General features: G+C 29.4%; 23 protein-coding genes and 2 pseudogenes. 7 read left to right on the top strand and 18 right to left on the bottom strand.

Annotated features, from left to right (window positions below):
• Window positions 1-2: 2 nt before the first annotated feature.
• Window positions 3-494 (top strand): phosphatidylglycerophosphatase A, encoded by a 492-nt coding sequence (locus tag L8X97_RS06240; RefSeq protein ID WP_133319620.1) that lies wholly within the window; start codon window positions 3-5, stop codon window positions 492-494.
• Between the two features lie 49 nt (window positions 495-543).
• Here the strand turns inward: L8X97_RS06240 and L8X97_RS06235 are convergent, their stop codons facing one another.
• Window positions 544-792 (bottom strand): hypothetical protein, encoded by a 249-nt coding sequence (locus L8X97_RS06235; protein ID WP_263659442.1) that lies wholly within the window; start codon window positions 790-792, stop codon window positions 544-546.
• Window positions 789-1070, bottom strand: a complete 282-nt coding sequence (locus L8X97_RS06230; protein WP_043019362.1) for a hypothetical protein — start codon at window positions 1068-1070, stop codon at window positions 789-791. Before L8X97_RS06230 ends, L8X97_RS06235 begins: the two co-directional genes overlap by 4 nt.
• 92 nt (window positions 1071-1162) lie before the next feature.
• On the opposite strand from L8X97_RS06230, the gene L8X97_RS06225 reads away from it, so the two are divergent.
• Window positions 1163-1414: a helix-turn-helix domain-containing protein gene (locus tag L8X97_RS06225; RefSeq protein ID WP_039640720.1), complete on the top strand. Its 252-nt coding sequence runs from the start codon at window positions 1163-1165 to the stop codon at window positions 1412-1414.
• A 35-nt stretch (window positions 1415-1449) separates the two neighbouring features.
• Here the strand turns inward: L8X97_RS06225 and mnmA are convergent, their stop codons facing one another.
• The 4 genes and pseudogenes from mnmA to L8X97_RS06205 form a co-directional block, all read right to left on the bottom strand.
• The gene (mnmA, locus tag L8X97_RS06220) at window positions 1450-2466 is read right to left on the bottom strand and encodes a tRNA 2-thiouridine(34) synthase MnmA (protein WP_263659443.1); all 1017 of its coding nucleotides are present in this window, start codon (window positions 2464-2466) and stop codon (window positions 1450-1452) included.
• Complete coding sequence (locus L8X97_RS06215; RefSeq protein ID WP_263662881.1) at window positions 2429-3064, bottom strand: TIGR00730 family Rossman fold protein; 636 nt, start codon at window positions 3062-3064, stop codon at window positions 2429-2431. The genes mnmA and L8X97_RS06215 overlap by 38 nt, the downstream gene beginning before the upstream one ends.
• A 191-nt stretch (window positions 3065-3255) precedes the next feature.
• Window positions 3256-3887, bottom strand: a pseudogene (locus L8X97_RS06210) (hypothetical protein).
• Between the two features lie 26 nt (window positions 3888-3913).
• Window positions 3914-4498: pseudogene (locus L8X97_RS06205) on the bottom strand (hypothetical protein).
• Window positions 4499-4626: 128 nt separating this feature from the next.
• On the opposite strand from L8X97_RS06205, the gene L8X97_RS06200 reads away from it, so the two are divergent.
• Both L8X97_RS06200 and L8X97_RS06195 read left to right on the top strand, forming a co-directional pair.
• The gene (locus L8X97_RS06200; protein WP_263662877.1) at window positions 4627-5481 is read left to right on the top strand and encodes a hypothetical protein; all 855 of its coding nucleotides are present in this window, start codon (window positions 4627-4629) and stop codon (window positions 5479-5481) included.
• On the top strand, window positions 5466-6062 hold the full coding sequence (locus L8X97_RS06195; RefSeq protein ID WP_263662875.1) for a C39 family peptidase: 597 nt from the start codon (window positions 5466-5468) through the stop codon (window positions 6060-6062). Before L8X97_RS06200 ends, L8X97_RS06195 begins: the two co-directional genes overlap by 16 nt.
• Window positions 6063-6095: 33 nt before the next feature.
• Here L8X97_RS06195 and fliY read toward each other — a convergent pair whose 3' ends face one another.
• The 9 genes from fliY to aroQ are packed head-to-tail and all read right to left on the bottom strand — an operon-like array spanning window position 6096 to window position 13286.
• Window positions 6096-6935 (bottom strand): flagellar motor switch protein FliY, encoded by an 840-nt coding sequence (gene fliY, locus L8X97_RS06190; RefSeq protein ID WP_133319624.1) that lies wholly within the window; start codon window positions 6933-6935, stop codon window positions 6096-6098.
• The gene (gene fliM, locus L8X97_RS06185; protein ID WP_133319625.1) at window positions 6925-8016 is read right to left on the bottom strand and encodes a flagellar motor switch protein FliM; all 1092 of its coding nucleotides are present in this window, start codon (window positions 8014-8016) and stop codon (window positions 6925-6927) included. The genes fliY and fliM overlap by 11 nt, the downstream gene beginning before the upstream one ends.
• Window positions 8016-8702, bottom strand: coding sequence for an RNA polymerase sigma factor FliA (locus L8X97_RS06180; protein ID WP_133319626.1), 687 nt, complete (start codon window positions 8700-8702; stop codon window positions 8016-8018). The genes fliM and L8X97_RS06180 overlap by 1 nt, the downstream gene beginning before the upstream one ends.
• Complete coding sequence (locus tag L8X97_RS06175; protein ID WP_133319627.1) at window positions 8689-9045, bottom strand: hypothetical protein; 357 nt, start codon at window positions 9043-9045, stop codon at window positions 8689-8691. The genes L8X97_RS06180 and L8X97_RS06175 overlap by 14 nt, the downstream gene beginning before the upstream one ends.
• Before the next feature lie 14 nt (window positions 9046-9059).
• Window positions 9060-9923: a flagella biosynthesis ATPase FlhG gene (gene flhG / locus L8X97_RS06170; protein ID WP_133319628.1), complete on the bottom strand. Its 864-nt coding sequence runs from the start codon at window positions 9921-9923 to the stop codon at window positions 9060-9062.
• A complete protein-coding gene (gene flhF, locus L8X97_RS06165; RefSeq protein ID WP_039667960.1) occupies window positions 9916-11298 on the bottom strand; it encodes a flagellar biosynthesis protein FlhF in 1383 nt (460 codons plus the stop codon). Before flhF ends, flhG begins: the two co-directional genes overlap by 8 nt.
• A gap of 8 nt (window positions 11299-11306) precedes the next feature.
• Window positions 11307-11780: a 2-amino-4-hydroxy-6-hydroxymethyldihydropteridine diphosphokinase gene (gene folK / locus L8X97_RS06160; protein WP_263662873.1), complete on the bottom strand. Its 474-nt coding sequence runs from the start codon at window positions 11778-11780 to the stop codon at window positions 11307-11309.
• 1 nt (window position 11781) lies between these two features.
• Entirely contained in the window at window positions 11782-12807 is a 1026-nt protein-coding gene (locus L8X97_RS06155) for a M24 family metallopeptidase (protein ID WP_263662872.1), read from the bottom strand.
• A complete protein-coding gene (aroQ, locus tag L8X97_RS06150; protein ID WP_039625266.1) occupies window positions 12804-13286 on the bottom strand; it encodes a type II 3-dehydroquinate dehydratase in 483 nt (160 codons plus the stop codon). The genes L8X97_RS06155 and aroQ overlap by 4 nt, the downstream gene beginning before the upstream one ends.
• Window positions 13287-13374: 88 nt before the next feature.
• Between aroQ and L8X97_RS06145 the strand changes: the two genes are divergently transcribed.
• The 3 genes from L8X97_RS06145 (at window position 13375) to sppA (ending at window position 18943) form a co-directional block, all read left to right on the top strand.
• Window positions 13375-14595 carry a metal-dependent hydrolase gene (locus L8X97_RS06145; RefSeq protein WP_263662871.1) on the top strand — a complete coding sequence of 407 codons (1221 nt, stop codon included), beginning with the start codon at window positions 13375-13377 and terminating at the stop codon, window positions 14593-14595.
• A gap of 91 nt (window positions 14596-14686) precedes the next feature.
• Window positions 14687-18025: a S8 family serine peptidase gene (locus tag L8X97_RS06140; RefSeq protein ID WP_263662870.1), complete on the top strand. Its 3339-nt coding sequence runs from the start codon at window positions 14687-14689 to the stop codon at window positions 18023-18025.
• A gap of 24 nt (window positions 18026-18049) precedes the next feature.
• Window positions 18050-18943: a signal peptide peptidase SppA gene (sppA, locus tag L8X97_RS06135; RefSeq protein ID WP_263662868.1), complete on the top strand. Its 894-nt coding sequence runs from the start codon at window positions 18050-18052 to the stop codon at window positions 18941-18943.
• On the opposite strand, the gene ribD is transcribed toward sppA, so the two are convergent.
• From ribD to L8X97_RS06120, 3 genes are read right to left on the bottom strand one after another with little or no spacing between them, the layout of a single operon-like run.
• The gene (ribD, locus tag L8X97_RS06130; protein ID WP_263662867.1) at window positions 18940-19932 is read right to left on the bottom strand and encodes a bifunctional diaminohydroxyphosphoribosylaminopyrimidine deaminase/5-amino-6-(5-phosphoribosylamino)uracil reductase RibD; all 993 of its coding nucleotides are present in this window, start codon (window positions 19930-19932) and stop codon (window positions 18940-18942) included. The genes sppA and ribD overlap by 4 nt on opposite strands.
• 8 nt (window positions 19933-19940) lie before the next feature.
• The gene (locus tag L8X97_RS06125; RefSeq protein ID WP_263662866.1) at window positions 19941-21269 is read right to left on the bottom strand and encodes an McrC family protein; all 1329 of its coding nucleotides are present in this window, start codon (window positions 21267-21269) and stop codon (window positions 19941-19943) included.
• A complete protein-coding gene (locus L8X97_RS06120; RefSeq protein WP_263662865.1) occupies window positions 21269-23269 on the bottom strand; it encodes an McrB family protein in 2001 nt (666 codons plus the stop codon). Before L8X97_RS06120 ends, L8X97_RS06125 begins: the two co-directional genes overlap by 1 nt.
• Window positions 23270-23277 lie beyond the last annotated feature (8 nt).

Genomic DNA, 23277 nt, shown 5'->3' with positions numbered 1-23277 from the left:
TCATGCAAAAATTATTTTTAACTTTTTTTTATTCAGGTAGTGTTAATAAAGCTCCAGGAACCTTTGGTACAATAGCAGCGCTAATCCCTGCTTTTTTTATTTTAAGGTATTTGGGTATAGGAACTTTGATCTTACTTGCAATTTTACTTTTTTTAATCTCTATAAAAATCATCGATCAATATGAAAAACAAACAGGCATACACGATGATAAGCATATTGTAATAGATGAAGTTGTTGGGGTATTTTTAGCCTTGGCAATTTGCGGACAGAGTGTTTTTACTTTTTTGCTTTCTTTTGTTTTATTTAGATTTTTTGATATCACAAAACCTTCTATCATAGGTAAAATTGACAAAAAAACAAAAGGTGGTTTGGGTGTAATGCTAGATGATGTTTTAGCAGGAATTTTCGCAGGATTATTTAGTGCAGTAATTTATGGAATTTTACTTAAATTTGATCTTTTATGGTTTGATATAAGCATTATGGAGATATTTTAACTCTATAAAGTGATTTATTCTTTAAATAAATCACTATAATTTTATTAATTTACCAATTTTGATCAAGTTTTCTTTTTACGTCTCTCATGTGTTTAAGTTGTTTTTCTCTATAACATCTTTCCAATTTTCTTTTTGCTTCTTGAGCTGCTTTGTAATTATAATTATTTTGATAATATTCATAGTCCTTTATTGCACTTTCATAATTTTGCTCTTCAACATAACAATCATCAGGGTTATTAATTAAATAATAACCAAAACTCATACTTGCTAAAACGCATAATATTATAATTTTTTTCATTGACCAACTCCTAACATTAAATTTTCTTGATAACTAAATTGAGCAATAGAATTTTTTATTTCCATTAAGTTTTCTTGTGTTTCTTCTGTAAGAAATTTATAAATATCATCTTTAAAATTTTCCAAACAATTAAATCTAAAATTATTAAACTTCTTATCTTCTATATTTATTAGCGTAATACAAATTTCATTATTTTCAAGATATTTTATCTTCACTTCTTTTGTATTGATCGTGTCAAAAATTCTCTTTCTGTTATTACTGATAATTTTCTTTATCATATTATTACCTCTTTAATTTATCCTATAGGATATATTTAAAAAAATTATATCTTTGTAAAGTTTAATTTCATATTAATCCTATAGGATAAAAAATGGAAGAGGACTTTAGCAATTCTAGCGAAGAAGAAATTTTAAATTTTTATAAAAAAGTATCATCAAATATAAGAAATTTTAGAGAGAAAAAAGGAATTTCTCAGCTTGAACTAGCCTTAGATATAGGTATAAAATCCGTTGCGTTTTATTCAAATTGTGAGTGTAATCGATATGGTAAACATTTTAATTTGGAACACCTATATAAAATTTCTAAAAGTTTAGAAATTCCACTAAAAGATTTATTAGAATAAACACTACAACGCCAAAGGGGTGCAACCCTTTAGCGTTAATTTATAAATCCGCTTGCAAGAACCAAATCTTTATCGTAAAATACCGCCATTTGTCCGCTAGCAAGCCCATAAACAGGCTCTTGTAAGATGATTTTTGCACTTTTATCTTCATTAATCAAAACTTTACATGGGGTTGATCTTGATCTATAGCGTATTTTTACTTCACAATCTAGCTCTTTAGCATCAACAAATAAATTAATATTATCAAGATTAAATTCACTTATCTTAAGTTCTTCTTTTTTACCTACTATGATTTCATTTTTTTTAGGATCAATTTTTAACACAAAATGTGGCTCATGAGCCCCGCGTACCTCAAAACCTCTTCTTTTACCTATGGTATAGTGCATATAACCTTCGTGTTTTCCTACTTCTTTGCCACTACTATCTCTTACGATACCTGGAATTTTGGTATCCATAAACTGATCTAAAACTTGCACATAAGTATCTTCCACAAAACAAATTTCAGAACTTTCCTTTTGTGTTGCAAAAGATTTTAAAACATCGATTGTAGAAGCAAATTTTTTCACATCTTCTTTTCTCATCTCTCCAAGAGGGAAAATCAAATATTCCAAAGCCTCTTTCTCTGCATTTGCTAAAAAATAGCTTTGATCCTTACTCTCATCAACTGCAATTTTAATCAAACCATTTTCTATCCTTGCATAATGACCTGTGGCTAATTTCTCACAACCCAAACTCTTAGCAAATTCTAAAAGCTTGCCAAGCTTAATAAAGCGATTACACAAAGCACAAGGATTTGGCGTCTTTCCTTCTTTGTAGGTATTAACAAAAGGCATATAAACTTGATTTTTAAAATCTTCTTGTAAGTCTAAAATATGATATTTGATGTCTAAAAATTTAGCAACTTTTTCAACTTTTTGTATATTTTCTTCATGATAATTAGCTTTTCCATGAAGCTTCATATAACAACCTATAATCTCATGTCCTGCTTGCTTTAACTTATAAGCAGTTACAGTGCTATCTACACCCCCACTCATTGCAACAAGAATTTTCATCTTTTTCCTTTATCATTCTTATAATTTCATCTAAATCATCACTTATACTATACTTTAACTCATCATTTTTAGATATAGTTCCAAGTTCTAGTAAAGAAGTTTTGATAAATTCATCAAGAGGTTGCCAAAATTTTTGCCCAACTAAAATAATAGGAACATCTTTTTTAAAACTAAGTTGCTTAAGAGTAAGAATTTCAAAAAATTCATCTAATGTTCCAAAGCCGCCTGGGAAAATCACAAAAGCTAGACTCTTTTGGATAAGAGCCATTTTGCGAATGGCTAAGCTCTTAAAAGTGATATTATACTCTAAAAAGTCATTTGCTTTTTGCTCAAATGATAAATGTATATTAAATCCAAAAGATTTCAAGTGCGAAGCTTGACTTTGCATAGCCCCGTAATTTGCAGCTTGCATAATACCACCGCCACCGCCACTGATGATGCCATAACCCTCATCAGCTAACTTTTGAGCTAATTTTGAAGCCAAAATACAATACTCATTGTCTTCTTTTAATCTTGCAGAACCAAAAAAAGTTATAGCATTTTTTAGGTTTGGCATGTTAGCAAATTTTTCTAAATCTTGGATTATTTTTTCATTCATTTTATAACCTTTAGTTAAAATAAATTCCATTCTAGCTAAATTTTTATAATAATCTTTTATGTAATTTTTAAATAATTTTCTTTTGCAAACTGCATTAAATTAGATTTTTTAAATTTCTAAACTTTCAAATTCACACTTTTATATATTATGCACACTTAATTATGAAAAGATTTTAGTAAATTCGTTATTATTTAAATCTTTACATCTATTTTAACACCAAAAAGAATTTTCAACTCATCGCTTGTACTAAATTTATCTTCTAATAGTTTTTTTACAAGTTCGTTTCTTGTACTATCATCTTTGTAAGTTTCTTTGTTTTTACTTTCTGCTTGTATAGGTTTAAAGGGTTTTTCTTTGTCTTCTTTTTGATTGTTTTTATTAGCTAAGAACCTATCTATATCTTCTTGAGTAAGTGGCTTACCAAGTTCATTAAAAAATTGTTTTTCTCTTTGTGCCCTTTCAGCACCCCATATTTTCTCAAATTCATTCATACTTGTAAGAGTTTTTAAAAGATCAACTTTTCGTTTATGAAGTGCGGACAAATCTATGCCTTCTGTAAGATAGTCTGTGCCAAATTTATTAAGTATTTTTATTTCATCCTTGCTTAGTTTATCTTCCATATATCTTTTATATAAAGAGTTTTCTACTTCTTTTACATCAGGAGATTCATTATACCCTTGTTCTTCTTTGGTTTTTTCAGAGAAATTAAATTTTTTATCACGGAATTAAAATAATCATCATCGTTTTTAAGCACAGATTTTTTATTGTTCGTGTTATTGCTTAGATAATTAATATTTGTATATTGAGTATCAAAATTTACCATAGAAAACCCTTTTTTATGATATTTTATTAAAATAATCTTGGATTCCAACCACTCATGGCATCTTGTATAGAATTTTGATATTTATAAGCAATTTCTCTCATGATTGTATTATTATTTAACATAAGATTAGAATTATATTGATATATTTGTCCATTCTTTACATTATAAACACCGACTCCATAAGTAAATAAAACATAAGGCTGTCCTAAATTTGAGTATTTTATTTGTCTTTTTACCTTATATACAGGACGATATTCAGCAGGGAATTAGCACTCGCTTGCAACCAAGAAATTAATCTATCTCTACTAGGGTTTGAGCATTTTTCATCTCCTGCACCACATAGACCCTTGTTAAGATTGCTAAGTTCGTATTCTGAAAAATCTGCAATTGCATAAACTTCTGAAATTAAATTTGGACGATCTTTAAAAAAATTTAAAACCGACTAAATACCCACCCTTAACTTGTTTCATCTCATCTAAATTAAGAGCTTTAACCCCTTGAGAATTATCACTTAAAGCACCATTACTAACTTTAGCTAAAAAATCCCCAGCAAAAGCAGAACTTACTAACAAAGAACCTAAAATTAAAGAACTTGCTAACTTCTTTAACATAACTTCCTTTTTTAGCTATTTTTACTCTTTTTTAAAGAATATCACAAATTACATATTAAAATCAATTTGTTATTTGAAACATTTATTGTTTTAATGGAAAAAATCTAAAAATATTTAGAAAGGTAACAATGAAAAAGATTTTCTTAACATTTATGGTTTTACTTAGTTGTATTTTTGCTAGTGATGAACTAAGTATAGACAGTTTATTTAAAAAGCAAATAGGCTTAAGAAGTATCACAAGCTTTTCTTTGCTTAGTACAGGAAATGCAAATTCTTATGCACTTTATCCCAACATCATTGTAGGTGGAGATCCTACAATTTGGAATGATACAAAGCAAGTGTTTTTAACTCAAACTTTCATTTATACCCTAACACCCAAGTTCGATATACTTGTGTCAGGGGGCGGAAGTTATGCAAGAGCTGAATATACAAACTTTTTTACAAATGAGTATTCTAGTAAAAACAGAATAGGTTTTGATAGTTTATGGCTAGGTTTTATTTATACAGGAGATAGCATTGCAGATTTAATTCCACAAATTACCTTTCAAACTGCAGTCATTCAAAGAGAAAAAGCAATCAATCAAACCAAAAACTTTTATCTAAAATCACAAAGCTTACAAGCTAGTTTAAGGGGATATAGCGACCCTGTTGTATATAGCATTTATACCGGTTTTGGTTATAATCAATCAAGAAAATTTAAAACCCTTAAAATAGAGTATGGAAATAGTATTTATGCGGGTGGGGATTTATCTATCATACTAAGTCCTAAGATTACTTTGGATTTAGGAGCAGAGCAAAGATTTCAAACCGAGCAAAAAATCAATGGCTATCAAAATTCTGAAGTGCGTTCTATTCCAACTTTAAGTTTAGGTTCTACTTATAGCATTAATTCAGATACCGCAGTTTCTGTTAATGCTAGTTTTGGGGGAAGTTCTGCTTCGCCTGATAGTATATTTGGGATAAGCTTATGGAGAAAATTTTAAAAATTTTATTATTTTTATCCATTCTTGCTTTGAATGCAAAAGCAGAATGGGTAGTCAAGTCTTATCAAGAAATTAAAAACGAAAGAGTAATAAGACAAACTTATGAGCAATCTTGTGGGGCTTCATCTTTGGCAACTTTAATCAATATACTTGATGATAAAAAGTTTGATGAGCTTAAACTTTTACAAACCATGAGCGGACAAAAGCTTTATACGGATATGGTAAGCTTTGCAGATTTAAGCGATGCAGTTAAAAAGCTAGGTTATGAAAGCAATTCATACCAAATCAATAGAGAAAGCTTAGACAAGCTTGTAAATATTCCAATGCTTGTAAAAATTGAAGATGACCCACGCTTCCCACATTTTGTGGTAATTATTAATCACAAGGGGAATTATTTACAAGTGCTTGATCCAAGCCATGGAGAATACATAAGCTCTAAAAGTCAATTTTTTAGCATTTGGGATAGATATAATAAAGGCGGTTATGCTTTAATTGTTGCTCCTAAAAAAGAGTTAAAACCTTTCAAGCTAAATACTCCAAAATCTTTGCATTTTGATTTTAAGCCTTTTAGCTTATATTGATTTTTATTGTTTTTTGATTAGAGAACTAATTTTTCATCTTAATTGCTCTAATCTTTCTTTTTTAGAGCCAATCTCAGTAATTTGTACTCCAAAATTTCCATCTACAATAACTACTTCCCCATAGGCAATCTTTTTATCACCTATTAAAATTTCTAAAGGATCATTAGCTAATTGATCAAGCTCGATAACTGAACCTATGTCCATAGTTAAAACATCCTTTAAAAGCATTTTTTTACTACCAATACGCACTCTTATAGGCAAACGCACATCCATAATCAAGCCGATATTTCTTAACTCTTCAACGCTTGCTAAGGTTTTATGGTCTTGAGTATGCTCTTCATGAGTTGTAACAATTTCTTCTAAATCAGTTTTAGTTAAAACTTTATAAATTTTCTCATCAAATACTAAGGAAATTTTCTCTTCTAAATCAGCTATTTTTACATTATATAAATATATTTTATGAAAGCCGCCAAGTTCTAGACTATCTGCAACAAATTCACAATTTTCTAAACTAAATTCCATTTTTGGAATTTCTTTTTGTGCACCTAAGGTTGTAGAAAATGCTGAAATGATATTTTGTATAGCTTCTTTAGCCGCGTCCATTTCATCTTCATTTAGCTCACTATTTTTAGAGATTTCTTCTTCTCCCATCATCCACTCACCAATTGCACTCATTAAAACCGCACTTGCTAAGATTTTGATTTTCATCTCATTATTGACACTAAAAGTAGCACTAACTAATGGCGGAGTCATAGAATCTTGAGAATTTACATCATACTCATAATACTCGCTAAATTCAGCACTTTTCCCTGTTAAGCCTTCTATTGTGCTTATGCACTCGTTGACAAATATGCCTAAAAAATCATTGATCATCTTCTTCCTCTTCTAACTCTTCATTTTCATCATAAGAATTTGCCTTTGCTCTTCTTTCATCTTCATATTTTTCAAGCATTTCTTTAATCTCATCTTTATCAGTTTTAATAAGTTCTAAGATTTTAATCGACTTTCTAAATCTATGAAGTCCTACTTGAGCTAAAAATACTTCTTTTTTATCTATGGCTACTATAGCTTTATCATCTGCACTTCTATCAAGTTTTAAAATATCTCCTTGTTTTAAATCTAAAAATTCATTTACATTGATAAAAGTTTTACCAAGCATAGCTTCATAAATCACTTCAGCACGACCGATCAAAGTTTTAAGTTCTTTGTTTCTTGACTTTTTAGCCGAAGTTTCACCCATCATAATATCACGATTTGCTAAACGGCTCAAAATACTTTCCAAATGCACAACTGGATAGCATATATTTACCATACCACTTGAATTTCCTATGATAATCTCCATTACCACCATGATAACAATCTCATTTTGAGAAACAATTTGCACAACATTTGGACTTGATTCTTTTGCTTCAACACTTGGATAAATTTCCGTAACATTCATCCAACTTTCTTTAAGCCTTTGCATAATAATACGCAAAATAGAATCAAGCAAGTTAAGTTCTATTTCTGTAAGCTCTCTTAAGGTGTCAAAACTTTCACCCTGACCACCCAAAAGCCTATCTATCATAGGGAAAGCAATACTTGGATTAATCTCTAAAACACAATTTCCATCTAAAGGCTTAATAGAAAAAACATTAAAGCTTGTCGGTGAAGGTAAAGACATCAAAAATTCACCATAAGTCATTTGATCAACTGAGTGTAGTTTAATCTCAACTATACTTCTCATCATAGATGAAATTTGCGAAGCAAGATTTCTAGCTAATTTATCATGAATTCCTTTAATAGAACGAAGTTGTTCTTTTGAAACCCTATTTGGACGCTTAAAATCATATACTACAATATCTCTTTTATCTTCTATTTCTTCTAATTTTGAAGAAGCAGCACTATCATCGCTATCATCATCAACGACTTCTAAAAGAGCATCAATTTCTTCTTGGGAAAGTATTTCAGCCATTAAACTAGCCTTTCTCTAATCTTCTTAAGCAAACGCTTATGAATTTGTGAAATTCTTGACTCGCTAATCTCTAAAATCTCTGCAATTTCTTTTAAATTTAATTCTTCATAATAATAAAGCTGTATCACAAGCCTTTCTCTTTCTTTAAATTCTTCCAAAACCGCGTTGATTTTTTCTATTAATTCTTCTTTTTCTATTTGTTCTATGATATTACTATCATTAAAACAATTTAGCTGTTCATCTAAAGGCATAACAAGCGATATAGCATGAGCTGCTCTTGCTTCTTTTACCTTTTCTACTTCTAAATTTAATCTTTGTGCTAAATACTCATCATCAGGTTCTTTTTCATTTTCTTGGTAAAACTCATCTATAATAGCGTCAATATCTTTGATGATTTTTCTATTACTTCTACTCATTACATCAAGGCTTCTTAGATAATCAAGCATAGCTCCATTTACTCTTTTTCTTGCAAAACCCCAAAAATTGTCATTTTGTTCTTTATCATAGCGACGCGAGAGTTTAATCATCTCTTCTACGCCAATACTAATTAAATCATTTACATCAATACTTGCAGGCAAACGCTCTTTAAGTCTAAAAGCCATAGCTCTTAATGCGGGCATATAAGAGATGACTAAGTCATCTTGTTCTTTTTTTAGCGTAGAAGCATAAGCATTATGCGGCTGCATGTTTTACTTTTCTTTTTGAAGAGCTATCAAGTTTTTTAAGGTCTTCACGCTCTTCTTGAAGTTTTTCAAGCAAGTAATCCATTTTCTTTTCTCTTGCAGCTAATTCTGCTATAAAGCTATTATTTTCATTTTCATATTTTTCTTTATTAAAGCTTCTACCACTAATTTTATTTGCATCTACAAAAATCATAATTACTATATGGATTAACACATAAAATACAAAAGTAATCAAACAAGTATATACAACTATCTCTACTGCATCTTCTATATTAACTATGGTGAACATTAATCCTATAAAAAAACCACAAACAGTAAAAAAAGCAACAAAATTTTCTGGTCTCATCTTTTTCCTTCAATCTAAAAACGATCCAAAAGCTTTTTGAAAAAACTCATAATGCTTTTATCTCCCACATTATTAAGCACTTTTTGTTCCAACCTATACAAAAGCTTAGAAGCTATGGCTTTTAGCTCATCACTTGCATTAGTATCATCATCGCTAAATAAAGTTCTTTTTTTAATACTAGAACTAATATCTTTACTTTGACCTAAAAATCCTAAAAATTCTAAATTTAAATTATGCTTAATGTTAATATCTGCTACTTTTTTAATATTATCAAAAATTCTTAAAGCCTCATTTTCATTTCTAACTACATTAAATACCATTAATAAATTCTCTTTAGTCTTTGAAGTAGTTTTTATAGTAGCATAAGCATCGGTAATTGCGGCAGGATCAGGTACAGTTATGACAATAACCTCATCAGACATTTCTAAGAAATTCCCTATATTGCCACCAATACCTGCTCCTGTATCAATGATTAAAAAGTCTAAATCATCTAAAATACTTGTTTGATTTAAAAATCTCTCATAAATATTTTTATCATTGTATTTTAAAATTTCATCGCCACTCTCACCTGGGATAAGCCATAAATTTGGCTTGACTTCTATTAGAATATCTTCTAGTGAGCATTCACCTTTTAAAACATGTAAAAGGTTTTTTTCTACACGCACATTTAAAATCACATCTAAATTTGCAAGCCCTATATCTGCATCAAAAAGCCCTACTTTATATCCATTTTTAGCTAGGATGTTGCCCAAATTTGCACTAAAAGTACTTTTTCCAACCCCACCTTTACCGCTAGTAACTGCGATAAAATGGGTATGTTTTACATTTGAGTTTTCATTTTTTACTAGATCTTTTAATTTTTCTGCTTGATTACTCATTTTCATCCCTTCTAAAACCTTCTAACACACAACGCACCAAAAAGTCGCTATTTGCTACTTCTATATCATCAGGCACTTCTTGACCTATGGAAAAAAAGCTCATCGGAGTGCTAGTTTCATAAAGCAAAGAAAACACATTTCCAAATACTTTTGTTTCATCAAATTTTGTAATGATTAAAGTGTCTATATTTAAAAATGAAAAATTATTATAAGTTTCTAATAAATCTTCATATTTTGTATTTGCTGAAAGCACTAAATTCACATCAATTTGCGCATTAGAATGCGATAAAAATTCTTTTGTTTTTTCAAGTTTTGCCTTATCATACTGTGAATTTCCGGTTGTATCTACTAAAATAACCTCACAAGTATTTAAACTTCTAATCGCATCATCTAAGTCATTTGGCTCTATACTATCAATAATAGGAAGTTTCATCATCTTAGCATATTGAAAAAGCTGCTCTACTGCGCCTATTCTATAAGTATCAAGAGTTATAATACCGGTTTTATAGCGTCTATCTCCATAAGCATAGCGAAAAGCAAGCTTTGCTAAAGTTGTAGTTTTACCTACTCCTGTTGGACCTACTAACATCATGATTTTTTGCTTTTTAATTTCACTTTCTAAACGGCATGGAAGCATATTACGCAAAAGTGAGTAAAAATACCTTTGCACTGCTTCTTGATTTGCTTTCATAGTGCTTGGCATATTTTCAATAGTTGCTTTCATAATCGCTTCTAAATGCGCTTCTTGCATACCACTTGCTTTAGCTTGCTTATAAATACTTGCAAACTCAGGTGGTATAGCTAATTCTTTGCGTAAATCTGCCTTATCATCCCACATCATATCCACAAGTAAATTCATTTTATCATTAAGCTTGTTCATTTGTTTTTCAAAAGCTTCTATTTTTTTATCATAATTTGGATTTGGCATAGAAAAATCTTGATAGTTTGAAACCTTGCTAATTTCTGAACTAACTTGAGAAAGTTTGTTTTTTAAATTTAAAAAATTATCATCTTTTTTGCTTGTATTTAAATAAGGATTAATAGGTTTTTGCTTAGCTTTTGAAGAAAAATCAAGCACTACATCTTCTTCTTTTTTTTCATCTTCAAGTTTTGGAGCTTGAATTTTAGCCTCAGGAAAACTTGCTGTGTTTGGTTTTTTCTTTGGTGGCATAGGCAAATTATTTTGTTTTAAATGCTCTTCATAATCAGCTTCTTCAATCGCCACTATAACCTCATACAAAGGCTTTTGATTGATAGTTTTTGGGCGAATTTGCTTATTAGTTACTATCAAAGCCTTATCGCCATAATCTTGCTTGACCTTAGGTATAATCTCATCTGTGCTTTCAACCGTAAAAGTATGAATCAATTGTCCCATATTTTTCCTTATCTTAACAAGCCCAAAGGCAAAGTTACGCTAATTCTATCATTTACCCCCGCATGAGGCACTATGCAATACTCATCTTTACGCGCTTTTTTTGAAAAATACAACAAATCCAAATCAAGCGTTCTAGGAGCATTTTTAAAAGTTCTTTTTCTTTTGAATTTAAACTCATAAAAAAACAAAACTTTTAAAAGTGCTCTTGCATGCAAACTTGTGCTTACAACCATCACCGCATTAGTAAAGTCTTTTTGCTCTTCAAAGCCAAAAGCTTTATTAATCAAAAATGGCGATGTTTGCAATACTTGCAAGCGTTTATCTTGCATTAAAAGCCTAAATAAACTCCGAAAGCGTTTTTTTTCATCTTCTATATTGCTTCCAAGTCCTATAATGGCTATGTATTTTCCTTTTTTATCAGCCCTTGAATAAAAAGGAAAAAAACGAATTTTTTCTAACCTTCTAGCCCCTTTAATCAGCAAGTTATAACACCACTGCCTTTTCTTTATCAAGATAGACCATATCTTCTATCCTAATGCCAAGTTTATCTTTGATATAAATTCCAGGTTCAATGGTAAATACCATACCTTCTTTTAGCTCATAATCACTTCTTGGACTAATATTTGGCAACTCATGTATATCAAGCCCCACTCCATGCCCTAAGCTATGAATAAATTCTTTTTCAAAACCTGCGTTTTTAATCACTTCTCTTGCGATAAAATCAAGCTCACTTGCTATCATACCAACGCGTGCTTTTTCTATAGCTTGAAGCTGAGCTTGCTTAACCACCTCATAAATTTGTATAATTTCTTTGTCTTTAAAATTTGGCTTATTTTTATCAAAAACTATACCATTCTCATCAAAACAAGCCGTTCTTGTGCGATCAGAACAATACCTTTGATAAACCACACCCGCATCAACTAATAACAAATCTCCATATTCTAAACATTTATCACCAGGTAAAGCATGTGCTTTAGCTGCGTTTTCATTAATAGCCACAATAGGTGAAAAAGAAAGCCCTAAAGCACCTTTTTTTTGAAAAATTTCACATGCTTTAAAATGTAATTCTTTTTCGCTTTTTCCATGGCCTTCTTGGCTGATAAATTTAGCAAATTCTTCAAAGCATTCTTTACCAAAATTTACAGCCTTTTGCAAAAGTTGTAATTCCTTGGCATTTTTTATAATGCGTTTATTTTTACTTAAGTCTAATTTTTCCTCAAAAACGATATTAACACTTTTACTAAGTTCTTTAAATTCAAAATAGCTAAAGTCTTTTGGGTCAAAACACACCCTATCAATCCCTGCTTTTTCTAAAAGCTCTCTAGCACTAGCAAAAAGATCTTGTGCTAAAACTACCTTAGCATTTTTTATCATTTCACTAGCTTCAAAGCTATATCTTGCATCAGTGATGAAAAAAGCTTTATCTTCAAGTTTTAAAAATAAAGCATTATCGCAAGAATAGCCGCACTCATAAAAAAGTGCATTTTCGTTTTTTAAGATAAAATTCATTGATTTGCTTGTTGTGCTTTTGCTTGAGCTGCTTTATATGCATTGATTTGATCAAAAATTTGGAAAAGTCCCATTAGAGCCATATGATAACCAAAAGGACCAAAACCTACCACGCTACCTGCACAAACTGGTGCTATCATGCTTTTTTGTCTGAATTCTTCTCTTCTGTAAGTATTGCTAATATGCACTTCAATCACAGGCATATTAATCGCCGCAATCGCATCACGGATTGCTATAGAAGTGTGTGCATAAGCAGCTGCATTAATAATCACTCCATCTACACTGCCTAAGCATTCTTGAATTTTATCAACTAGCTCACCTTCAAAATTACTTTGAAAAAACTCAATCTCCACATTAGCTTGTTTTGCGGCTTGTTTCATTTGCTCGTGGATATCTTCCATTTTCATATTACCATAAATGTGAGTTTCTCTTACACCAAGCATATTAATGTTTGGTCCTTGTATCACCATAACTTTCATAATCTAACCTTTATTTAGTAAAATTTACTATATTATAACACTTTAAAGCTAAATTTTAGCTACAATTTACCTTTTTAAAGGATGGAAAATGTTTATAATAGCACCCAAAATCATCCTAACTTGTGATGATAAATTTGGTATTTTAGAAAAAAAAGCTATTCTTTTTGATGATAATATTTTAGAAATTGATAGCTTAGAAAATTTACAAAAATCCTACCCACAAGCTAAGCTTATACCAACTCCAAAAGATACCTTACTTTTACCTGCTTTTATCAATCCACACACGCATTTAGAATTTAGTGCAAATAATGGAAATTTAGTCTTTGGAGACTTTTTAAAATGGCTTGATAGTGTTTTTAATAACCGCGAGCAATTAAACGAAAAAGCCAAAGAAAAATTAATCTCACAAAATATTCATAAAATGCTAAAAAGTGGCACTGCTACTATAGGAGAAATTTCAAGCTTTGGGGGCGATTTAAACCCTTGTGTAAATTCACAAGCTAGAGTGATATTTTTTAATGAAATTTTAGGTTCAAATGAAAATTTTATCCAAGCAAAAAAAGAGGAATTTTTAACTCGTTATGAAAAAAGCATGAGCTTTAAAACTTCTAAATTTATCCCTGCTATTTCAGTGCATGCACCCTACTCAACCCACCCAGAGCTTGCTAAATTTGCTATAAAACTTGCTAGAGAAAATGATCATTTACTAAACACACATTTTCTTGAAAGTAATCATGAAAACAACTGGCTAAGATTTAAAAAAGGTGGTTTTAAAAAGAGCTTGGCTAAATTTAGCAAAAATCCTATGCCACTTTACACTCCGCAAAGCTTTTTAGAACTTTTTAAAGATCAAAGGACTTTATTTACACATTGCGTGTATTTTAAAGAATGGAATTTGCTAGATAAAAATCTGCACTCAATCACGCATTGTGCTTTTTCAAATAGGCTTTTGAGTAAAAATACTTTTAAATTAAAATCTGCTTTAAAAAATGGTATTAATATCCATCTAGGAACCGATGGCTTAAGTTCAAATACTTCTTTAAGCATGCTTGATGAAATGAGAGCAAATTTACTTATACATGATGATTTAGAGTTAGAAAATTTTGCCAAAATGTTACTTTTAATGGCAACAAATAAAGCCGCAAAAGCCTTAAATTTAAACCTAGGTCAAATTCAAAAAGGCAAAATAGCTGATTTTAGTCTTTTTGCTTTACCAAATAGTGCAAATTTAAAACAACTTCCTTTGCAATTTATCTTACAAAGCAAAGAAGTGTTAAAACTTTTTATAGAAGGAAAAGAAATAATATAAATATCTTAAACAAGAGTTTCTAATCAAAATTAAAATATTTCTGTTATACTTAAAAATTATAAGAATCTTTAATAAAATTTAAGAAAGTCATATGAAAAAATATTTAATAATATTTATTTTTATAACTCAAATTTTAGCTTTAAATGATTTTGAAGTTATTAATGTTCATAAAGCACACGATCTTAATATCACAGGAAAAAATATAAATGTAGGTATTATAGATTCTGCTTTTAATGCAAATCATCCTAGTTTGCAAGGACAAATCATAGAGCAACAATACTCAACAGTAAATAATAAACCTTATACTCCTGATCTAACAGTAGACACTCACGGATCACATGTAGCAGGAATTATACTTGGTAATTTTAAAAACATTAAAGAACCATATGGGATTGCTTACAATGCGAAAATGTATGGAATTCAAATTTTTGGCTATAACAATGGAAGTCAAAAAATAATTCCTTATAATATTTATGATTATTTTAAAGATAAAGAAATAAAAATAATCAATAATAGTTGGAATACACAATTATATCCAATAGTAGGAATGAGTCAGCTCGGATGGTATGTATCAGATCTTAAAAAGCAAAATTCTAATTATTTTTTAAATTTAGCAAACAACAATAAACCGCTTGATGGGATTATAAAGTTAGCAAAAGAAAAAAACATTCTAATACTATTTGCAGCTGGAAATGAGGGTATAGTATCACCTGGATTTAATGCTACTCTTCCTTATTATGATGAAAATTTAAGATCATGGCTTAGCATTGGAGCCATTGATTCTTCTAAAATTACAAAAGATGAAAATGGAAAACTTATATTATCCTCTAAAGCTATAGCATCGTATAGCAATGGATTAAAAGGAGTTGAAAATTTTTCATTAGTAGCACCTGGAAGTTTTGTTAATTCAGTTAATGCTGCTTATAATATACAACCCATTTTTGGAAGACCTGATAAAAATTTATATGTTAAAATGAGTGGTACTTCTATGGCAACTCCTATGGTAAGTGGAGCTGCTGCTTTAGTGTCAGAAAAATTCCCTTTTTTAAATGGAAAACAAATAGCTGATGTTTTATTAAGTACAGCAAATAAAAATTACAAAACTCCAAAACTAACAGTAAAAGAAACTCAACTTCTCAATACTTCCAATGGAAGAAAACAATCCTATTATACTATTATTTATATAGATACGCCTATCCCTGATGATAAAAATAAAATAAAACAAGATTTGATAGATGCTGGATATTGGAGTTTTGAAGCAGATAAGATATTAAACAATCTAATCGACAAATATCCACTTATGCAAAATGCCAATGAAGACTACAAAGGAATACAAACTCTCAAAAAAGAACAAATCTTAGGACAAGGCATTCTAGACATTAAAAAAGCCATAAATGGTATAGGAATTTTAGATGCAAATAGATTAAATTCACAAGATATTACCGATACTTATGGCGAAAAAGAAGCTTACTATACTATAAATACTCAAGGATATAACGCGACTTTTAGCAATGACATATCTCAAAAAAAATGGGATGATAGTTTACATAGACTCGATGCTTTAAATTCTCCAAAAGATGAAATACAAAATTTAAATATTGGATTTATCAAAGATGGTCAAGGGAGGTTAATTTTAAGTGGAGAAAATACTTATCTTGGTAAAACTATAGTAAAAGAGGGTGAGCTTTCCCTAATAAAAACACAAAATAATAAAGGAATTATAAGTGGGGAGGTTAAAGTTTTAACTAATGGTAAATTTAGTGGAAATGGTTTAATAAAAAATAATTTATACAATCAAGGAATTGTGAGACCTGGAAATCAAGACTTAAGTGATTTAATTGTAGAAGGTCTATATAACCAAAAAAACAATGCTGTTTTGCAGCTTGATTTTGGAAATAATGGTAATTCTAAACTTATAGCAAATTCTTATCAAATAGAAGGTGGTAAATTACAATACATACCATTACCTATGTTTTACACTAGTGGCAATATAATTACTATAAATTTAGCTGGATTAAAAAATAATATAAATGACTTTGAAAAAGTTGAAATATCAGGAAACAATAGTATTGATTTTGTTGCTGTATTAGATGAAGATAAAGTTAGTATTAATAAGCCCGCGCCTGAACCAAAACCTGAACCAAAACCTGAACCAAAACCTGAACCAAAACCTGAACCAAAACCTGAACCAAAACCTGAACCAAAACCTGAACCAAAACCTGAACCAAAACCTGAACCAAAACCTGAACATGATAACTCTCAAATAATAGTCAAGCCTATTATAAAAAACAATGCGTATAATACTCAAAATAGCACTATAGGACAAGCATTAAGAAGCATTAGAATGATGGATAACTTAAATGAAAACTATAAAAATTATTTTATTTTACTAGATAATGCAGATAAAAAAATCGTTCAAAGTAGTCTAAAAAGCTTGGAATCAAATGATTATTTATCCAATTCAATCCAATTATTAAACACCTACAGTAATTTCGGACAAAATAACATGCTCTCGACTCTTAATCCAACTTTCATAAATACACCTATGGAGGATATTAGATTAGCTAGTAATACTTATCCGACAAATTTATTATATCAAAGTGATGTAGCCAATTTTAATTTTTATGATAATCAAACATATATCTTCCAAATGGGACCTAGTTTTAAAAAAATATATGGTAATGATTTTCATGGAAGCTCCTATGGACTCAATCTTAGCGTAGGAAAAGAAATTAATTCTTCAATGTTCGCAACGCATTTAAGTACTTCATATTCTAATGTTGATTTTTCAACATCTAATATCAAAACAAAAAACGCAAATTTATCAAGCAATTATATTTTGAATTTAGAAAATTTTAAAATTTTAAGCGGTATTGGCATAGGATTATACTCAAGCAACATGCAAAGATATATACTAAATTCAGATACTTTAAAAGGAACATATAATGGATTGATAACTTCTACCCAATTAGGTGTAGCAAAAGAATTTAGTTATAATAAAAATTTAAATTTAACTCCTTTGGTATATTTTAATTACAATTATTTTCAACAAAATGCATTTAGTGAAAGCGGTGGAATTTTTTCAAAATCTTACGATAGCATAAAACACAACAGCACATCTTTAGTTTTAGGGATTACTTCTTCTTATGTATTACCAAATTTAGATGAAAATAAAAATACTATAACAGGTTCTATATTGTATGAAAAAAGATTAACAGGAAAAAAGATAGGCAACAATGCAAATTTTATTGATTTTAAAAATCAAAAATTTAAACAATACTATGATTTAGATACTAACTTACTCAACATTAACCTTGGACTAAATTTCAAACCAAATAAAACATTCTTTTTTGATATAAAATTATTAAATGAAATTTATAAAAATCAATATAATGTTAATTTGGTGTCAAATTTTGGATTTAATTTTTGATTAAACAACTTAAAAAGGAAAAGAATGCAGATTATAAAATCATTTTTTAAAGGAATTGGAAAAACCATTTCTTATATCAACACTTATTTTAAAACCTTTGTGTTTTTATTTATCGTGTTTTTAATCCTTACTCCAAGCGGGGATAATGCCAAACTTTCTAATGCAAACCTAGCTCAAATTAATCTTAAAGGCGAAATTAGCGATGCGAGCAATCTTTTAGAACAAATTTACAAAGTCAAAGATGATAAAGCTATAAAAGGGGTTTTGCTTTTTATAGATAGCCCTGGTGGAGCTTTTGCACCAAGCATGGAAATAGCCTTAGCTATACAAGATCTTAAAGCTAAAAAACCTGTGGTAGTCTATGCAGGTGGAACTATAGCAAGTGGAAGCTACCTAAGCGCAGTAGGAGCTGATATGATCATCGCTAATCCTGCTAGCTTTGTAGGATCTATTGGGGTAATTATGCAAGGTTTTGAAGTAAGTGAGCTTGTACAAAAACTTGGTATAAATGAGCAAACCATCAAAGCAGGAAGCTATAAAGAAGCAGGAACTTTCATGCGTAAATGGAGCACAGAAGAAAAAGACTTTTTGCAAAATTTAGCCAATCAAAGCTATGAACTTTTCACGCAATTTGTCGCTAAAAATCGCAAGCTAGATTTAAATCAAGCAAGCTCATGGGCTGATGCGAAAGTGTTTTTAGCAAATGAGGCTTTAAAATTAAAACTCATTGATAAAATAGGCAATTACGAGCAAGCCAAAAAAGAGTTAGAAAAACTAGCCAAAGTGCAAAACCCTATCTGGCAAAAAGAAGATGCTATAGATAAGTTTTTAAAACGATTAGAAGAGCAAAGTGCTAGCTTTTTTGCTAACACTTTAGCGCAATTTTTCACACAAGTAAGCTCACAAAAAATCTACTAAGATTTGATAATCTCATAAAACCCATAAGTATCATTTTCTAAAAAGCCTTTATGCAAAGGCTTTAGTTTTAAATCTAACTTAACATTTTCAAAGGTATTTAAATTCGAGCTTGAAAAAATCAAAAGCATATCCAACTCATCTTTAAAGGCTTTTAAAAAATTCTCCCCGCCCTCATACATGATGAGCTTTGCTTCACTAGGAATGCTTGTAAAAATTTCTCTTTCAGCTACGCTAAATAAAGGAATGTTTAAATCAAAACTTTCTAAATTTTGACGGCTTAGTATGCATAAATTTGGTGCTTTAGCTTGAGCTAGCCTTGCATCTAAAATAGGCCTATCATGCCTTATAGTTTCTCCACCTACTACTAGCAAATCAAGCTTTGAGCGCAATGCGTGAGCATAGGTTCTACTTGCTTTAGAACTTACGATTTTGCCATAAGCAGAGCCATTTAAAGAAAGAGCTAGTTTAAAAAATTTAAAACTTGATTTTTGCCATTTTAAAAAAGGCTTTAAAAGCTCTTTAGCTCTTTGCTCGCAAATTCCCATGTGAACTTTTATGCCTTGATCTTTTAAAAACTCTGCCCCACCGCTTGCAAGCTTATGCTCATCCTTAGTAGCGATAAAAACTTCACTAAAACCAAGTGTGCTAAAAAGTTTCGCACAAGGTGGGGTTTTACCCTGATGATTGCAAGGTTCTAAACTCACATAAGCACTAGCGCCTTTTAATAACCCTTGATGATTTTGACAAATAAACTCATGCAAATCATTTGCATTTTGTGGTAAATCTAAATTTGGATTAAGCACTTTTAAGGCTTTACTCACTGCTTCAAGCTCTGCATGAGCCTTACCTGCTTCTTTATGCGCTTCTATACTTAAAATTTTGCCATTTTTATCTAAGATTACACAACCTACGGCTGGATTGGGGTAGGTCAAAAGCTGATATTTCCAAGCTTCATCTATGGCTAAATTCATATAAAATTCGTGATTCATATTACTTCCTAAAAAGGTAAAGGCGCAAAAAATACCTTAAGCTTTACATGCTCATCACAAGCTTTTAAAAAACCTTGTGCTAAAAACTTAATATCTTTAGTTTTTAATTTCTCTCTTAAGTCAAAAGTTCTCTCACATAGAGGGTAAATAAGATAAATTTCCTTTATCTCGTATTTATTTGCATAAGCAAACATTTGATATAAATCGCTTTGCGATATGCCATGCTTTTTCTCATCTTCACTATCATCTAGAATTTTCCATTTTGTATCTAGGATCATTTTATTTTCTATATATAAATCAGGCTTTAACATAAAACATTTTTCATCATTTTTTGAGATTAAATACTTTCCACTACTTTTGGTTTTTATATTTTTGCTAGGATTAGCAAGTTTAAACATATAAGCCACATAGTTTTCAAAAAGTTTTTCCATAGGAAAAAGTAAAGCAAAGGCTTCGTTTTTACCTTTATATGGAGCAAAGCTTTGATTTTGTAAAAATATCTTACACCAAGAAAGTATATTTTCATAATAATCAAAATGTCTTGAAATTTTAAAACTAAAATCTTTTTCATAATTTGTAGAAAATTCTACCTCATCAAGCATTTGCATAGCTTTGATGATTTTAAATTTATTCAAGCTTGTTTTGGATTTTAAAAAATTTAATGTTGATTTTATCAAACGATTTGGTGCTATGTCTAAAACAAATTCATCGCTACTTGTGAAAAATCTTTCTATGTGTATTAAATTTGATTTTATATGCTCATTGAATAGTAATTTTCCTTTTAAGAAAGCTCTGTTTTCTTCGCTACTTACATAAGATCTCATCAAACCTTTTTTATACACACTATCAAATTCATCTAAAAACATCGTAATAAACACTTCAAACAAAGGTATTTTAGCAATTTGCAAAGATGAAATTTGAGACTTTTTAAAGGGAGAATTTTTTAAGGTTTTTAGCATGTTGATTAAAAGAATACTAGGATCATTTTTAAGATCTTCTTCACTAGAATCATCATTTTTAGAGATATTTTCTAATTCGTAGTATTTTTTTAATTTTTCTTTATCATAATTTGAGGATTTATCTTCTTTTTTATAGCTATCCAAATTTGTGCATTTTGGAAAGATCTCCAAAACACCGCTTTTAGTCTGTATAATGCCGACATAATTTTTTGCTTTTAAGGTATTTTTGTTTTTAAAGCCTAGAAGACTTTCATTATTTTTTGCAAAGTCTTCTAGCTCTTTATAAAATATTTCAGCTTTTTCTTTGAAAATTTCTTTTAAATCTTCTTTAGAAAAATCTTGGTATTCGATGATAGAAAAGGTGTTAATTGTTTTCATTATTCATATATTTTTTTAAAAGTAGCTTCATCCCATTTTTGACTATCACTAAACTTATAAATAACCTTATCACTTTCTATAAATTCTGTCATATTTTTTAAATAATCTTTATTTTCAACAATAACATTTTCCAACATACCATTTTTATTTAAAACTGCGTCAATCAAAGCATAATCATTATAAAAATACTCTTGCAATAATGGGATGATTTTATTTTGAAAAACATTTTTTAATTTCTCTAAATTCTCAATGCCTATAAAAAATGCATGTCCTATAGTCTTTTCTCTATCTAGCAAGTATTCTATGCGAGTATTAATAGCTTTTAATAATTCTTGCAAATTAACACCTTCGCAATTATCTGACAAAACATTAGGTTTAGGTATCATCTCGATAAATTCAAAGCGTCTTCGCAAAGCTGTATCAAGTGAAGTTATACTTCTATCAGCTGTATTCATAGTGCCTATGATATAAACATTTTTAGGCACTCCAAATTCATCTTTACTATAAGGCAAAGTTACCTTTAACTCTTCTTCTTTACCTATTCTTTTGCTAGGTTCTATTAAAGTGATAAGCTCACCAAAAATCTTACTTACATTACCACGATTAATCTCATCTATGATTATTATATAAGGTTTTAAAGAATTATCGTTGTTTTTCTTATTTTCATTCTTTGCAGTTGATTGTTTTTCATATGCTTTAAATTTTTTCACTAAATTAAAATAATAAGTATGAGTTCTATCGGCATAATCTCTATCAAATACTTTTTTAAACATTTCAGCGGCATTATTAAATTCATCTTTGTGTTTTAATAATTCCATAAATATAGATATACTTAAATTAAAATTTCCATCAAATCTCTCTACTCCTTCACTATAAATCATAACCGTTTTATCATTGATATCAACAACAAAGAAATTTCCACCCTTTGTTTTACCAATAGGCTCATTTGTTTCCAAAAGCCAATTTAAAAAATTTTCAACTTTTTCCTTTAATTCTATTTTTTTATTTAACTCATCTATATTTAAGATACTATTCTCATAATTATCCAAAGCTTTTTTACAAAGTTCTTTAAAAATTCCGTCTTTTATTTCGTATTCTACTTCCTTAGAATTTTCTTTGCTATCTATATGAGGCTTTATACCTTCTACAAATTCTTCATATCCATAGCTTTGATGAAAAGTAGTAAAAACTATTTGCCTATTTTTTACATATTCATCAAATTTTGCTTTTTTCTCATCTCTATCTTTATTTGCTAAATTTTCACCCAATATCTCCAAAGCTTTATCTATAGTATGATAAGTTTTTCCTGTCCCTGGAGGTCCATAAAGAATTTGATTTAAAGGTGGATTTTGATTTTCATTTGGTGTTTTTTTCATTTTCAAAAAATGCTCTTTGTAAAATTTTTCATTTTCACTTTGCTTAACTACACTAAGATTTGAGCTACTTAATATATCTCCAAATAATGGTTTAGCATATAAATCATCTTCATTTTTACTTAAAACACTATATTCTAAAAACCTATTTAAAGAATATAGCCCAACAGCATCAGCACTCGTTATAACTTTTATCTTTTGATTTTTTATTTCTACTTTAAATTCTTTCTCGCCGCCTCTTGTTTTCAAATACTTAACCATATCTTTTGAAACATAATTTTTATAAGCATTGACATATTTTACAAATTCCAAATAGTGAGAATTAATGCAAGCATGCGGACAACCTTTTCCGCTCTTAAAATTATATTCTTGTAATAATCCATCTTTCAGTTCAAATGACAAATTTATTAAAACTTCCATAGAGTTTATTTGAAATGTATCAAAATCATCTCTATTAACAATATTTAATCTTTTGCATTCTTTAATTGCATATTTTGCTGTATTGATATATTGATTAACAGTCTTTAATCTTTTTTCCAAAAATATTCTAAAAATTTTTTCGTTTGAGTTTTCTATTTGTGCTTGTATTTTATTTCCATTTGAAAAGTGAAATTCAACAACATTCATACTATTTT

The organism is Campylobacter sp. CNRCH_2013_0671h (assembly GCF_025773055.1).
GTDB lineage: Bacteria > Campylobacterota > Campylobacteria > Campylobacterales > Campylobacteraceae > Campylobacter_D > Campylobacter_D lari_D.
Note: the sequence above shows the minus strand (reverse complement) of the source record. Positions and strands in the feature narration are given on the sequence as shown.

Bases quoted from the DNA above. Each gene is read 5' to 3' on its own strand.
- L8X97_RS06215 (WP_263662881.1), bottom strand. From the start codon at position 3,064: ATGAATGAAAAAATAATCCAAGATTTAGAAAAATTTGCTAACATGCCA.
- flhG (WP_133319628.1), bottom strand. From the start codon at position 9,923: ATGAGTAATCAAGCAGAAAAATTAAAAGATCTAGTAAAAAATGAAAAC.
- L8X97_RS06180 (WP_133319626.1), bottom strand. From the start codon at position 8,702: ATGCAGCCGCATAATGCTTATGCTTCTACGCTAAAAAAAGAACAAGAT.
- L8X97_RS06145 (WP_263662871.1), top strand. From the start codon at position 13,375: ATGTTTATAATAGCACCCAAAATCATCCTAACTTGTGATGATAAATTT.
- L8X97_RS06120 (WP_263662865.1), bottom strand. From the start codon at position 23,269: ATGAATGTTGTTGAATTTCACTTTTCAAATGGAAATAAAATACAAGCA.
- fliY (WP_133319624.1), bottom strand. From the start codon at position 6,935: ATGATCAATGATTTTTTAGGCATATTTGTCAACGAGTGCATAAGCACA.
- L8X97_RS06240 (WP_133319620.1), top strand. From the start codon at position 3: ATGCAAAAATTATTTTTAACTTTTTTTTATTCAGGTAGTGTTAATAAA.
- fliM (WP_133319625.1), bottom strand. From the start codon at position 8,016: ATGGCTGAAATACTTTCCCAAGAAGAAATTGATGCTCTTTTAGAAGTC.
- L8X97_RS06200 (WP_263662877.1), top strand. From the start codon at position 4,627: ATGAAAAAGATTTTCTTAACATTTATGGTTTTACTTAGTTGTATTTTT.
- L8X97_RS06235 (WP_263659442.1), bottom strand. From the start codon at position 792: ATGAAAAAAATTATAATATTATGCGTTTTAGCAAGTATGAGTTTTGGT.
- L8X97_RS06175 (WP_133319627.1), bottom strand. From the start codon at position 9,045: ATGAGACCAGAAAATTTTGTTGCTTTTTTTACTGTTTGTGGTTTTTTT.
- aroQ (WP_039625266.1), bottom strand. From the start codon at position 13,286: ATGAAAGTTATGGTGATACAAGGACCAAACATTAATATGCTTGGTGTA.
- L8X97_RS06225 (WP_039640720.1), top strand. From the start codon at position 1,163: ATGGAAGAGGACTTTAGCAATTCTAGCGAAGAAGAAATTTTAAATTTT.
- L8X97_RS06125 (WP_263662866.1), bottom strand. From the start codon at position 21,269: ATGAAAACAATTAACACCTTTTCTATCATCGAATACCAAGATTTTTCT.
- mnmA (WP_263659443.1), bottom strand. From the start codon at position 2,466: ATGAAAATTCTTGTTGCAATGAGTGGGGGTGTAGATAGCACTGTAACT.
- sppA (WP_263662868.1), top strand. From the start codon at position 18,050: ATGCAGATTATAAAATCATTTTTTAAAGGAATTGGAAAAACCATTTCT.
- L8X97_RS06155 (WP_263662872.1), bottom strand. From the start codon at position 12,807: ATGAATTTTATCTTAAAAAACGAAAATGCACTTTTTTATGAGTGCGGC.
- L8X97_RS06195 (WP_263662875.1), top strand. From the start codon at position 5,466: ATGGAGAAAATTTTAAAAATTTTATTATTTTTATCCATTCTTGCTTTG.
- ribD (WP_263662867.1), bottom strand. From the start codon at position 19,932: ATGAATCACGAATTTTATATGAATTTAGCCATAGATGAAGCTTGGAAA.
- L8X97_RS06230 (WP_043019362.1), bottom strand. From the start codon at position 1,070: ATGATAAAGAAAATTATCAGTAATAACAGAAAGAGAATTTTTGACACG.
- L8X97_RS06140 (WP_263662870.1), top strand. From the start codon at position 14,687: ATGAAAAAATATTTAATAATATTTATTTTTATAACTCAAATTTTAGCT.
- flhF (WP_039667960.1), bottom strand. From the start codon at position 11,298: ATGGGACAATTGATTCATACTTTTACGGTTGAAAGCACAGATGAGATT.